Source organism: Ruegeria sp. CDSA021, assembly GCF_059612325.1.
The window spans coordinates 15,574-29,012 of sequence record NZ_JBXWQJ010000016.1; the positions used below are offsets into that span (position 1 = coordinate 15,574).

The following is a 13,439-nucleotide window of genomic DNA, read 5'->3' on the forward strand; positions in this document are numbered from 1 at the left end:
GTCTCCTGTTATGCGGGTGTTGCGGCCAATGCCTCGGCATTGACCGTGTAGTCTGGCTTTTGCCCTGTGAGCACCTTGGCCACCTGCGTTGCAGCGGTGACCCGGGCGGCACATATGGATTCTTCGGAGTAGTAGGCGGCGTGTGGTGTCACGAGCACGTTGGGCAACGCGAAGAGCGGGTTGTCATCCGGGCTCCAATTGGCACGCTTGGCCGGTTCTTCTTCGGGGTCATCAAGGCCGGCGGCGGCCAGGTGGCCATTGGTCAGAGCCCGGTAGAGGGCCTTGTTGTCCACGGTTGGACCACGACCCGTGTTCACCAGGATTGCGCCCGATTTCATCGAAGCAAACTCCGCATCCGACAAGAAATGATGTGTGTCAGGCGTCATAGGCGCCTGCATCAGGACATAGTCGGAGCGTGCCAGAAGATCAGCCTTGGAAACCAACTCCACCCCCAGCGACGCCGCGACATTAGCTGGCAGAAAGGGGTCATAGGCGATGACATTGACGCCGAAGGACTGTGCCCGTGTCACAATGGCCTGTCCGATCTTGCCCAACGACACGACACCCATTGTGCGTCCGCGCAACCGAAAAACCGGTTGCCCACTTTGCCATTGCCAGATCCCCGCATGCGTTGCTCGGTCGTAGTCTGGCAATTTGCGGGCAAGTGTAAGCCACAGGGAGATCGCGTGATCCGCGACCTCTTCGGTGCAGTAGTTTTGCACATTGGTCACCAGAATGCCCCGTTCGGTGGCCGTGCCTACATCGACAATATCGACACCAACACCATAGCGCGCGATCACTTCACAGCGTTCCATCCGCGTGATCGTTTGCTGCCCTACCTTGGCATATTGGTTCATCATCGCAGCGCAGTGCGGCGCGACCTCAAAAAGGTCCTCTTCAGATTTGGCCTGAAGCGCGATGACTTCGGCACCGGCCGCTTCGAGGATCTCGGTTTCCACATCGACATTACCAAAGTCGTAGTCGGTGATCACGACCATCGGCCGATCCGTCCGTGGAACGAATGTCGGCTGATCAGACATAGGCGCCTGCCGAATATGTCAACTCGTACGAGTGGCTGTAGAGTTCGAAAATGTTGCCAAACGGGTCTTCCATGTAGACCATGCGATATGGCTTTTCGCCCGGGTAATACTTACGCACCTGTTCCATGCGCTGGCGACCGCCCAATTCTTCGATAATTTTGATCCGCCCCTCCAGGTCCGCATCCTGCACACAGAAGTGAAACAGACCCCGGCGCCAATACTCAAACGGGCGTTCTTCTTCGATCGTCTTGGGAAATTCGAATAGCTCGATACCAACGCCGTCGCCCATCGATAGGTGTGCGATACGGAATTTGCCCCAACCTTCGCCAAAGACGTCGTCGCACATCTGGCCGATGGCGCTTTCGTCATGGAGGATTTCTGTGGGCTCCATCAGCACGTATAGATCAAACGCCTTGGAATAAAATTCCACGGCCTTTTCCAGATCCGGAACCGTGATGCCGATGTGAGAGAATGTAAGTGCGACCATGATAGGCTCCTGTGTTTGAATGTCAGAGAATGTTGCGAATGATGCCGCCTTCGATCCGATGCGCAGAACCATTGGAGGCGGTACTGGCCGAGATCGTGACGATCATGCGGGCGACTTCGTCCGGTTGAACGAACCGCTGGATCAGCGAGGTGGGCTCGTCCGACTTGAAGTAGTTGTCCACGATTGTGTCGAGCGGTTCGCCTTTTTGAGCTGCAAGACCATCGAAATAGGCCTCTACCCCTTCGGTCCATGTCGGACCGGGCAGGACGGAGTTAACCCGTACCTGCGTACCCTTGGTGAGCTCTGCCATGCCACGGGTGAGACCTAATATGGCAGTTTTAGTGACTGAATAGTGCACCATCTGAGGCAGAGGCTTTACCGCGGCTTCGCTTGCCATATTGATGATCGACCCAATGCCACGTTTGAGCATAGCAGGCAGAAAAACCCGGCTCATCCGAACTGCAGACAGGACGTTGATGTTAAAATAGTACATCCAGTCATCATCGGTCAGATCTTCGAATGGTTTGACCGAAAAGATGCCGACATTGTTAACCAGGACATCAACATCACCCTGCATTTGCGCGAACTCTGCCAACGCGCTTGAGTCAGTCGTGTTCGTCAGATCCGCCGCCTTCCCTGTAACGTCGCCCAAGGTGGCAAGGTCGTCCACGCAGGCACTCACTTCGATCTCCGTCAGACCGTGAACAATGACACGTGCGCCTTCCTGCAAATAGACTTTCGCAGTCGCCTTCCCGATACCAGAGCCAGAGCCGGTGACGAGGACAAGCTTATCTTTCAGACCAAGGTCCATGTCATGCTCCCTTTTTCACACTAGATGTCTGAGCGGGCGACGCGCGCCCGAAAATGCGCGCCATCAGGGCAGAAATCTCAGCCCGCCACATGTCGATGCCAACGGCCAGAAGGATGATCAGTCCCAGCACGATATTCTGAACAGATGACGGTGCTGCATTCAGATTCAGGCCGTTCTGGACAATCACGATGGTCATGGCTCCCATCAGAGTGGCGAGGATGTTGCCGCGCCCTCCAGCGAGACTGGCACCTCCGACCACTGCTGCGGCTATCGCCTGCAATTCAAGCGTTTGCCCATAATTGGGGGAGCCGGAATTCAAGCGCGCCGACATCAGGATCGCGCCTACGGCGGTCATGAAACCTGCAATCACGAATGTTGTTGTCTGCACCTTGCGCACGTTGATGCCGGTCAGAACAGCGGCGGCAGGGTTGCCCCCGACGGCATAGATTTCGCGGCCTAGCTTTGTGAAGTTCATCGTAAATGCCGCGAGTGCATAGAAAATGACGAGGTAGAAGAAGGGCAGCGGAATGCCAAACAGCTTACCGTAAAAGATCGGTTCAAGTGCCGGATCGAGCGAAAAGATCGGTGAGCCATTGTTGAAGGTCAGTGCGAGACCACGGAATGCGATTAGCGCCGCCAGTGTGGTAATGAACGACGGTATGCGTCCGTAAGCCGTAATCAAGCCAATAAAGAGCCCCAACAATCCACCGGCGAAAAGGATAAGCGGGATTGCCAGCACGAGAGGAATGCCGAGGAACTTCAGCATCTGAGCAAGGATCATGGTCAGCAAAGCAACCATTGAACCGGAGCTCAAATCGATGCCAGCCGCGAAAATCACGATGGTAGAACCGATGGCAATGAGCGCCACGATGCTGACTTGCAAGGAAAGGTTCGAGAGATTGCCCGGATTCAGAAACCGCTCTGTTGTGAGCGCGACTATCAGGGCAACGATCACCATTGCCGCGAAGGGTCCGATCAATTGAGTGTCAAAGATCCGCTTCATGCGAAAACCTCCTCAGACTTGAGTTGTGGGGTGTCGGCAGAGGCCCGGACCAGGTCATCGTGGGTCAGTTCCGACGCATCCACGGTGCGCGTGATCGTGCCGTGCTGCACGATGGCGATCCGATCGCTCATCGCCAGAAGCTCATCGTGGTCTGAACTGATCAGGATGATGGATTTGCCCGCACGGGTCAGTTTGTTTATCAGCTTGTAGACCGCAATCTTGGCACCGATATCGATCCCTTGCGTAGGTTCATCAAGGATCAGAATCTCCGAATCCGAGAACAGCCAACGCGCGATCACAATCTTCTGCTGGTTCCCTCCAGAAAGGAAGTTGACCGTTTTTTCCTCAGCCTGAGTTGAAATCTCCAGATCGCGGATCAGGTCGTGCGTGGCGTGATCCTCAGCCTTAAGGTCCAAGACACCAAACCGGCTCAGCCCGCCAAGCGACGCTGCGGTAATGTTGCCGCTGGCCCGGAAATTGAAGAACAAGCCATCATATTTGCGGTTCTCCGGAACCAAGGCCAAACCAGCACGGATCGCGTCGATTTCCCGGCGGAACCGAACCGGATTGCCCTTTAACGTGACCTGACCGGCAATAACCTCATCTGTTCCAAACAGGGCCCGTGCGATTTCAGTGCGCCCGCTGCCCAACACGCCGCCCAGGCCCAGGACTTCGCCTTTGTGGAGCGCAAAGGACGCATCTGACACTCCGGCATTGGTCGCAAGCCCGCTCGCTTCGAGAACAACTTCGTGGGTTGCGTTCTGCTCTTTTGGGTAATGCTCACCTATGTCTTCCCCGACCATCGCGCTGACAATTTCAGAGACGTTGATTTCCGTCTCGCCACTGGCCCGCACGACGCGCCCATTGCGCAGGATCGTCACTTCGTCGACGATCCGCTCCACCTCATCCAAGCGGTGGGAGACGTAGAGAATAGCTGTTCCGCGGCTGCGCATGTTGCGCAATAGCAGGTGCAGGCGTTCGATTTCGTCCTCGCCCAACGCAGCCGTCGGCTCATCAAGGATGATCATACGGGCATCCATCGCAATGGCCTTAGCAATCTCGACAAGCTGTTGCTCACCTACTGAAAGCGTGCCGGTGATGGCATTGGGTGAAACATCGACGTCCATCTCTGCCAAAACACGGGCGGCTTCGTCGTGCACCTTACCCCAGTCTATTACCCCCAATCTCGACCGGGGCATGTTGCCCAAGAATATGTTCTCGCCAACAGACAGTGTTGGAACGATCGAGAATTCCTGAAATACCGTTGCTATGCCCAGATCGCGTGCGACCTGTGGGTCACCAACTGTTACCGGTTGCCCGTTGTGAAGAATTTGGCCGCTGTCAGGTTGCTGCGCGCCAGACAGAGTCTTTATCATCGTGGACTTGCCGCAACCGTTTTCGCCAAGCAGCCCATGGATCGAGCCAGGCAGAAGCTTGATACAGACTTTGTCATTCGCCAAAACGCCGGGATAGGCCTTGGTGATATCGACAAACTCCCAAAGGGGTATTTCTGTTGTCATCTTGGTGGCCTCGACTTGAACGTGAAACTCAGCTCAATTGCGCCCCCGGCAGCACGCGAACATGCCACCGGGAAGCAGGGAGAACGCTCAGTACTCTTTGGATGGCTGCGGGAAGAGCTTTTCAGGTTCTTGCAGAACGCTGATTGCACCATCTTTATCCTCAATCGAGGTCGGCGTTTCAATCCATCCACCGGGATAGGAACCGTTCAGCGCATCAATCGTCGCCTGCATGGCTGCTCTGCCCATAAGGAACGGCGACGTATTGACGGTTGCCGTTATGTTGCCCGCTGCGATTTCCTCCAGGCCCGAGGTATCTCCATCGTTGCCGAGCAGAACGATATCGGAGCGGCCAAGAGCCTTGGCGGCAAACGACGCGCCAATGATCATGTAGTCATTGGCTGCGAAGATCATGTCGAGGTCGGGATGAGACTGCAGAATATCCATGCCTGCGGTATTGCCGCCTTCGACATTCCACTTGCCGTCAATGGATACAACGACTTCGAAGTTTTCGTTGCCGTCGATACCGTCTAGGAAACCGCCAACCCGCTCGGTCGAGTGATACCCGGGCTGGCCTTCGATGATGCCAACCTTCAGAGGTTTGTCGCCGTAATTCTCGATGGCCCAATTAGCGATATTGTGTGTGCCGTTTCGCTGCGAGTACCCGACCACACCGTGGATCGGCGTCGGAAAGTTCGGGATATCCGAGTTGATCATCAAAACGGCCATACCCTTGTCGACCGCCTGCTTGAGAAGGGGCGCGGCAGCAAATTCATCGTGGGTGCCAAAAATGATCGCATCCACATCCTGCGTCAGAACGTCCTGGATCATGCCCATTTGGCCGTTGATGTCTGCACCCGATTGCGGAGCCAACATGAAGACGTCAACGCCCGCTTCGGCCGCAACTGCTTTGATACCTTCGCCAATTGCGATGTAGTAGTTGAACTCAGTTGCAGGCGGCATGTAGGCGACGCGGAATTTTTCGTTTTTCGGGGCAATCGCATCAATTGGAGCCTGCGCACCGTCTTGCAGCGGGACCGGGGTCGGATAGTCTTCCGCATGGACGACAGAGGCGAGAACAGCGAAGCCAGCTGCTATCGTCGTATTCATAAGTGTTTTCAACATTTTATTCTCCTCCAGAAATTCGTTGGTTATCCGTTGAATGGCGTGTCCAGCACGCCGCAAACGCCGGGTTTGACGGCGAACAAGCCGCCCGACTCCGCTTCTTTTGATAGAGCGTCCTCATCACTCATCAGGCGCGAGGTCGTAATGAAAAGCGTGTCGAGTTCCGGGCCACCGAAGGCACAGCAGGTAGGCTTCCAGACAGGGACCTCTATGACCCGGTCAATCGTGCCGTTCGGGGCGACTCGAACAACGCGGTGACCTTCCCACTCGGCGTTCCAGACCCCCCCTTCAGCATCGACACAGGACCCGTCGGGCAGGCCCGGCTCATCTTTGAAGGAGGCATGAATGCGTCGGTCAGAAACCGAACCCGTGGCGGTGTCGTAATCAAAGGCCACGATTTCCCGGTCTGGTGTATCCGCAAAAAACATCGTGCTGCCATCCGGGGCAAAGCAGGCAGAGTTTGAGCAAGACACCTTTTCGATGATTGTCTGCACGGACAGGTCGGTGTCGATGCACAAGACTGACGAATCGGGTGCACCGGAAACTTCGTTCATCCCACCGACGATCAGCCGTCCCTGCCGATCTGTTCGCCCATCGTTCAGTCGCGTCTCAGCGTTGGCCGGTTCGAAGCGGGCAACAAGCGTTTCCACTTTTGTGTCCGGATCAAACAGAACGACCCGATCAGCAAAGGCAACAATCCAGCCCCCTGTGGCGCGCGGCGCGAAACAGCACACACGCTCTGTCATAGGGTATTTGGCACTCTTTAAAGTCGACGGCTCGTACGACCAAAGCGCGCGGCCTTCGATATCGGTCCACCAGACGAGCTCATCGGTTGGGTTCCAGAAGATCCCCTCCCCATGCTCATTCCTGCAATCAAGAACTAACTCTGCACGCATTTCAAACTGGCTCCCCCCAGTTGATCTGATATCTGATATTCCAGCTTGCCTTATCTGGTGTATCAGATATCTTCTGTCATGCAACACATTTTTTTGGAGACCCCGATTATGGCCCTTGAACGACCCAAATCTCTCCGAGAACTTGCCTTGGAGCATTTGAGGAACAGTATCATCGACGGCTCGCTAAAGATGGGCCAAATACTGTCTGAGCGTAAGATATCCGAGGAGCTTGGTGTCTCCAAATCGCCGGTTCGCGAAGCGTTGGCACAACTGCGTGATGAAGGGCTCGTCAGTATCGAACCGCAAAAAGGCGCACGCGTGTTCTCCCTTTCCGAATCTGAAGTAACGCAAATCTGTGACTTCAGGCAGGCCATCGAGACAGCCGCATTTGAACTGGCGCTATCAAGGGACCCTAACGGGTTGGCCGACAGCATGGAGAGAGTTGTGAGAGACATGGCGCGCGCACGCGCGCGCAACGATGAAAAAGAGTACCTGGCGCTGGATACATCTTTTCACCAATTGATTTTTGAGCACGCCGGAAACGACTATCTGACGGCGAGTTATACGCGCTACATAGGTAAGATCGCTGCATTGCGAACCCATTTGTCCAAGCTGCCGCAACACACAGAGCTTTCATTCGAAGAACATCAGAAAATCGCGGTCGCGGTGCGTCAAGGGGATATGAAGAAGATTAAATCGCTTCTGGTGGAGCACATTGATCGAACCCGGCAGGCCTATGAAAGTGCCTCGATCGTGCTTGAGGGTGCAAAAGCCTCCTAATCAACGCCAACACGTTTTAAAGGGCAGTCCCGCGAAGGGCTGCCCTTTTTCATGCCGTCATTAGCTTCATCACAAAGTAATTGACATCTGATATCTCAGATGCCAATTAAGCTTTGGGAGGAATACAATGACGTCAGTTTCGATTCTTGATACGAGAAACGCGCCCCCCCTGATCCGATTGGATGCGGTTAGCAAAAGCTTCGGTGCAAACGTTGTTCTTAATCATTTGGAATTCGAACTGCGCCCAGGTGAAGTGCATGCGCTTTGCGGTGAAAACGGCGCAGGCAAATCCACGTGCTTGGGTCTGCTCTACGGGCTTCATCACCCTTCAGCGGGAAGAATTCTGTGTGACGGCAATGAACGCCGAATTGAAAATCCGTCGCACGCGCAATCGCTTGGCGTCAGTTGCGTGTTTCAAGAACTCAGCCTGGCTGGCGCTCTTTCTGTCGCTGAAAACATTTATGCCGGGCGAGCTCCGACCCGTTTGGGTGTCGTTGACTGGCCGGAACTGCGCCGCCGGGCCGAAGCGCTTTTGGCAGAGTTCGGTCTGGACATCGACGTCTCATTGCCCGTCGACAACCTGCCAATCAGCTCCCGCCAGATAGTAGAAATTGCCAAGGCGCTGTCCCTGAACTCGCGCGTCCTTTTGCTGGATGAGCCGACATCAGCGCTGGCTCCTGACGAAGTGGACGCGTTGTTCGACGTACTTCGCGGGCTTACAAAAAAGGGTATCGGCATTGTCTATGTCAGTCATCACATGGACGAGATATTCCGAATTTCCGATCGAATTACCGTTTTGCGGGACGGACGCCATATCAGCACTTTATCGGTGAGCGAAACCTCCCAGGAACAAGTCGTTGCGGAAATGATTGGCGGCGGGCACCCGGGTGACGTCTGTAGATCAGTCAACACCTCAGGGAATGATATCCTTACCGTCAAAGGCCTGACGCACCCAGGTGAATTCGAAGACATCTCCTTTTCGATTAGGGCCGGCGAAATAGTCGGCATGGCCGGGCTAATGGGCGCCCGCCGAAGCGAGATTGTCCGCTCGATAGTTGGATTGATGCAAGGAGCCGAAGGGATTGTCGAGTTGCGTGGGGTGCCCGTGAAACTCAAATCGCTACGCCATGCCATGCGCTTTGGCGTAGGTTTTGTACCGGAAGAACGGAAGACAGAAGGTTTGTTTCTCGAGCAATCGCTTAGCGACAACCTGATCGCCGCAAGTCTTTCTGAACACGCGAGCTTGGGCATCATGCGCAAGGCGTCAATAAAGAAAGCCAGCAACGCTGCCATTGATGCATTTAGCGTCAAAGCCAGTGGGATCACTGAAGACGTCGGCGCTCTGTCGGGAGGAAATCAGCAAAAGATCATGCTGGCCAAATGGCTCAAGCGCACGCCTGACCTTCTGATCGTAGAAGAACCTACAAAAGGCGTCGATGTGGGCGCGAAATTTCAGATCCACACAGAGCTGCTCCGCCAAGCGGCAGAAGGAATGGCGATTCTGGTGGTGTCGTCCGATTTTCCGGAATTGGTTTCGCTGTCCTCGCGCATTCTTGTCGTTCACGAGGGTCGTCTGATGGGCGACATCGCCGCCGAAGACGCCAGTGAAGGCGTACTTCTGCAAATGGCCGCCGGGAACTCCAATCGCTCGGCTGCACAGCCATCCCAACATAAAGGAGTCGCGTCGTGACTATGGTCGCTCAAGCCAACATTTCCGAGAAACGGTCACTTATGCGGCGCATCCTGCAGGCATTCGTTGACATCCGTGAGCTGACGCTAATCGTTTTGATCGCCGCGATCATCATCGTGATGGCCAACGTCAATCCCTATTTCTTCAGCTTCTCGAACTTTCGGGCCGTGGCTGTGGGCATGGCCCCGACTGCAATCATTGTGATCGGCATGGCAATCCTGCTGGCGTCTGGCGGGTTCGATCTTTCGGTTGGATCAGTCATGGCACTGTCTTCCACCGTTGTTGCCATGTTGCTGCTGACTGGCATGCCTATCCCGCTTGCGGTGATCTGCGGTCTGATTCTTGGCGGCGTCATCGGGGTTGTGAATGGTTTGCTTGTCACGGGACTCGGGATCAACCCATTGATCGCCACACTTGGGACGATGTCGATCGCGCGCGGCATCGCGCTGGTTCTGACCGAGGGTTTCTCAGTCTCCAGTCTGCCCGCATCATTCGGCTGGATTGGCAAGACCGACATTGGCGGCTTTCCTGTGATCGTGTTGCTGACCCTCGTTTTAGTGATCATTTTTGACCTGGCAGTGCGCCACACCCGGTTTTTCAGGCAGGTCTACTTCATAGGTGCAAATGAAAAAGCTGCGATGCTTTCAGGCATCCACGTAACACGCGTTCGCATCATCCTTTATGCGCTCACCGGCGTTTTGGCGGCCTTGGCTGGGGTCCTGCTGGCCTCCCGCTTGATGAGCGGCACGCCAACAGCTGGCAATGGAATCGAACTGCAGGTGCTGGCTGCGGCCGTTATCGGTGGTGCGTCGTTGCGCGGAGGCGAAGGCACAATTCTCGGCGCATTCCTCGGCGTCGTGTTCGTTGCCTTGATCAACAACACGATGACCATGCAAGCCGTTTCGATCTACTGGCAAATGATTGTCATCGGTGGCGTGCTCGTCTCAGCCGTCGCATTGGACATGCTGATCCGCAGTAAACGGGGCTGACCTCAATCAAAAGAAACCGAAAACTACTAATCATCCAAAAGGGAGATCATAATGACTGAGATGACTGTAAATCGGCGCAGGCTTCTGACAGCGGGCACAACCGCAGGATTGGCCGCTGCCTTCGGACTACCAATCCTGTCGAAAGAAGCTATGGCACAGGCGGCTGGTAAGGAATATGTTTTTCTCTCCATCGTAACTCAGGTGCCGTTCTGGGTGGATTACCGCAACGCGATGGAAGACCTCGAAGAACTGATGGGTATCAAGGCCACGTTCACCGGTCCGCTGGATTTCGACACAGCAGCACAGGCGCGTCAGCTTGATGAACTGATCGCCCGCCGTCCCGCTGGCATCTTGATATTCCCAGGCGATCCGGCGACGCTGGCGCCCGGCGTGGAACGCGCAGTCGAAGCCGGCATCCCCATCACTTGCTGTATTGGTGACATTCCCGACAGCCCCAGATCAACGTTCCTGGGCATCAACGGCGTTCAGGCTGGCCGCGTCGGCGGCGAGATGCTGGCCGAAGCCATTGGTGGAAAGGGAAAAGTCATCCTTGGTACATTCCCAGCGCCGTCTACCCTGGAGCGTGTCGAAGGGTACAAACAGATCTTTGCAGAGAAATATCCTGACATTGAGGTGGTTGACGTCGTCAACGATAAAGCCGACCCATCATACGCTCCGACGGCCTATCTTCAGGCTATCCAGGCCAACCCTGACATTGTTGGCATTGGTGGTACGGACGGCGACAGCGGCAAAGGCGCAGCCATCGCGGTCACCGAAGCTGGTCGAAAGGACATCAAGATCGTCGCGATGGACCGCAACGATGACATGCTGCCCTATATCGAAGACGGCACGATCCACGGTGCGGTTGCTCAAAAATCCTACCTCGAGATCTTCCTCGCCTTCCACATGATGCACTGGCAGAATACGGACGCACTGAAGGTCTTGCCGGATTGGAAGGCCGCCGGGATCAATCCACTGCCAGAACGCGTGGAAACTGGAGTGATGCCGATAACGGCGCAAAACGTCGCCCAATTCAAACACGTCTAAACGCTTTCCCGGCGCAGAAGTTTTGCGCCGGGTCACCGCCCGGGAACCCCTCATGCCTGATCGATGGTCCGTTCTGCAGTTAACAAAAGGCGAATTGGAGCTTGTTATCCTGCCCGGAATTGGTGGCCGTTTGTGGGACGTAATATTCCAGCGGCGATCGCTACTGTTTCAGAACTCTGACTTGGTAGGTTTGCCGATTGATGAAGTCGACCCGGCCGAGTTGCCCTCACGCTCACCGCAATTTGGTTTTCCTCTCTGGGGCGGGGAAAAAACCTGGATTGCGCCGGATACGGCCTGGACGGATGGAGCCCCGTTTACGGCACTCGACAGCTGCCCCTATCTGGTCACCTCACAAGATGAGACTCACGTCGAATTGACAAGCCAGATCTGCCCTGTCTCGCACCTGTCCGTGACACGTCGCATCACCCTGAAATCCGCCGCTGCGTGGAGCATTGAGCATAGTGTGACCAATCACGGTCACGTTTCCAGGGCAACAGGCATTTGGTCAGTAATGATGGTCAATACGCCCGCCACGATCGGGATTACGATGGGTGATCCCGAAATCTACCCCGTTTTTGGGCACTCCGGATCAATGGTTGAACCGGCGGCAAACTGCGTCATTACAGATTGCGCCAAACAACAAGAATTCAAGGTTGGACTTCCTAACCCAGATGGGGAAACGCTTATCAAGATCGGCAAAGCTGGCCCCTGGATACTCTGTTCAACCCATCCGCCAGCACCGAGCGACAGCTTTATGCATAAGTATCCCGTAGAGATATTCAATTCGGGCGACTATTCCTACTGTGAGGCCGAATGGCACTCGCCAAAATCTGATTTGGCGCGGGATGAGACGCTCAGGTTTCGTCAGGACTTTGAAATTTGGCCAGACAGCAATCCACCAATTCTTGGCTCGAATAGGGAGTATATATCATGCATGTCCTGATTACAGGTGCAGGTGGGCATTTGGGTCGAAAACTCTTCGACGTGTTGGAGGCGGATCCTGACTATATAGTGTCAGGGATCGACATTCGCTCGGTTGATCACCCGGATATACATATCGCGGATCTGTCTGGTGACCCAATCTGGATCAAACTTCTGGAAGGTGTCGATGTAATCGTCCATCTGGCCGGAGACCGTGAGCCTGCCGCAAGCTGGTCATCAGCGATCAAGCACAACATGGATGCGACTCTTAAGCTCTATCATCATGCAGTAGCGATGGGTGTCAAACGTGTGGTTCTCGCCAGTTCGAACTGGGTCCACGGGGACAAGCGTTTCACCACTGATGCTTTGAAAAGCGACACGCCTCCAGGACCGGTGAACGCCTATGGCATGTCAAAGCTGTTTTGCGAACGGACCGGAGCTTACTTTGCGCAGAATCATGGGCTTTCGGTCATCTGCCTGCGTATCGGCTGGACCCAATGGACCTATGACAACAAGCCTGGACCGCATATGGCGATGGGCCGTTGGGGTCAGGAGATGTGGCTGAGCGATCGGGATTTCCTAAACGGCATGCGCGCAGCGATAGACGCAAAGGACGTCGCGTTTGCCGCCCTAAATCTTATGTCAGACAATCCTGGCATGCGTTGGGATATCGCCGAAACAAAACGGAAAATCGGGTACGATCCGCAAGATGGAAGCCCCGCGAAAATGACATCCGCCATCGCAATGAGAACCTCAATCAAAAGGCTTTTCTCATTTCGCATCGTTGAGTTTTTTGAGAAGAGACTTCCGCATTGGTAAAAGCGGTACCTTGAAGTTTTTGATGCTCTGCGTTCCGGGCAGTTCGAGAGTAGTTGCAGCCCTCATCGCCGTGTCATTTCTACTTCTTAATTCCAAAGCAATTCAAAACAGAGAAGTGCTACACGGTACTGGACTCAAACCAATTTCCGAACATTTCCCATTGACCCCATTTCCTTTATTTTGTTAATTTTCAATATGTTGAAAAAAAATCCTACCACCCCAGCCATGATTTTCCCTAATATCACGCACTGAATATGTCGCCTCTAATTGTGGCGCATTTTTAGCAGTTTAGCTTCTGACGTATTCAGTTGAGA

General features: G+C 54.7%; 13 protein-coding genes. 6 read left to right on the forward strand and 7 right to left on the reverse strand.

Annotated elements, in window-relative coordinates; translation table 11 throughout:
• Positions 1-8 precede the first annotated feature (8 nt).
• The 7 genes from AC2FLD_RS18320 to AC2FLD_RS18350 all read right to left on the reverse strand — a co-directional run bounded on the left by AC2FLD_RS18320 (position 9) and on the right by AC2FLD_RS18350 (position 6,879).
• On the reverse strand, positions 9-1,040 hold the full coding sequence (locus AC2FLD_RS18320; protein WP_496672257.1) for a C-terminal binding protein: 1,032 nt from the start codon (positions 1,038-1,040) through the stop codon (positions 9-11).
• Positions 1,033-1,527 carry a lactoylglutathione lyase family protein gene (locus tag AC2FLD_RS18325; protein WP_058275454.1) on the reverse strand — a complete coding sequence of 165 codons (495 nt, stop codon included), beginning with the start codon at positions 1,525-1,527 and terminating at the stop codon, positions 1,033-1,035. Before AC2FLD_RS18325 ends, AC2FLD_RS18320 begins: the two co-directional genes overlap by 8 nt.
• A gap of 22 nt (positions 1,528-1,549) precedes the next feature.
• A complete protein-coding gene (locus AC2FLD_RS18330) occupies positions 1,550-2,338 on the reverse strand; it encodes an SDR family NAD(P)-dependent oxidoreductase (RefSeq protein WP_496672255.1) in 789 nt (262 codons plus the stop codon).
• A 1-nt stretch (position 2,339) separates the two neighbouring features.
• On the reverse strand, positions 2,340-3,341 hold the full coding sequence (locus tag AC2FLD_RS18335; protein ID WP_496672253.1) for an ABC transporter permease: 1,002 nt from the start codon (positions 3,339-3,341) through the stop codon (positions 2,340-2,342).
• The gene (locus AC2FLD_RS18340) at positions 3,338-4,861 is read right to left on the reverse strand and encodes a sugar ABC transporter ATP-binding protein (RefSeq protein WP_496672250.1); all 1,524 of its coding nucleotides are present in this window, start codon (positions 4,859-4,861) and stop codon (positions 3,338-3,340) included. The genes AC2FLD_RS18335 and AC2FLD_RS18340 overlap by 4 nt, the downstream gene beginning before the upstream one ends.
• Positions 4,862-4,948: 87 nt before the next feature.
• Entirely contained in the window at positions 4,949-5,983 is a 1,035-nt protein-coding gene (locus AC2FLD_RS18345; RefSeq protein ID WP_496672248.1) for a sugar ABC transporter substrate-binding protein, read from the reverse strand.
• Between the two features lie 26 nt (positions 5,984-6,009).
• Positions 6,010-6,879: an SMP-30/gluconolactonase/LRE family protein gene (locus tag AC2FLD_RS18350; RefSeq protein WP_496672246.1), complete on the reverse strand. Its 870-nt coding sequence runs from the start codon at positions 6,877-6,879 to the stop codon at positions 6,010-6,012.
• A 108-nt stretch (positions 6,880-6,987) separates the two neighbouring features.
• Between AC2FLD_RS18350 and AC2FLD_RS18355 the strand changes: the two genes are divergently transcribed.
• The 6 genes from AC2FLD_RS18355 to AC2FLD_RS18380 all read left to right on the forward strand — a co-directional run bounded on the left by AC2FLD_RS18355 (position 6,988) and on the right by AC2FLD_RS18380 (position 13,125).
• Complete coding sequence (locus tag AC2FLD_RS18355) at positions 6,988-7,659, forward strand: GntR family transcriptional regulator (protein ID WP_496672244.1); 672 nt, start codon at positions 6,988-6,990, stop codon at positions 7,657-7,659.
• Between the two features lie 127 nt (positions 7,660-7,786).
• Complete coding sequence (locus tag AC2FLD_RS18360; RefSeq protein ID WP_496672241.1) at positions 7,787-9,349, forward strand: sugar ABC transporter ATP-binding protein; 1,563 nt, start codon at positions 7,787-7,789, stop codon at positions 9,347-9,349.
• A 2-nt stretch (positions 9,350-9,351) separates the two neighbouring features.
• Positions 9,352-10,338 carry an ABC transporter permease gene (locus AC2FLD_RS18365; protein ID WP_496672311.1) on the forward strand — a complete coding sequence of 329 codons (987 nt, stop codon included), beginning with the start codon at positions 9,352-9,354 and terminating at the stop codon, positions 10,336-10,338.
• A gap of 51 nt (positions 10,339-10,389) precedes the next feature.
• On the forward strand, positions 10,390-11,385 hold the full coding sequence (locus AC2FLD_RS18370; RefSeq protein WP_058275445.1) for a substrate-binding domain-containing protein: 996 nt from the start codon (positions 10,390-10,392) through the stop codon (positions 11,383-11,385).
• A gap of 52 nt (positions 11,386-11,437) precedes the next feature.
• Complete coding sequence (locus tag AC2FLD_RS18375) at positions 11,438-12,328, forward strand: hypothetical protein (RefSeq protein WP_496672239.1); 891 nt, start codon at positions 11,438-11,440, stop codon at positions 12,326-12,328.
• Positions 12,316-13,125: an NAD-dependent epimerase/dehydratase family protein gene (locus AC2FLD_RS18380; protein ID WP_496672236.1), complete on the forward strand. Its 810-nt coding sequence runs from the start codon at positions 12,316-12,318 to the stop codon at positions 13,123-13,125. The genes AC2FLD_RS18375 and AC2FLD_RS18380 overlap by 13 nt, the downstream gene beginning before the upstream one ends.
• The last annotated feature ends 314 nt before the right edge of the window (positions 13,126-13,439 follow it).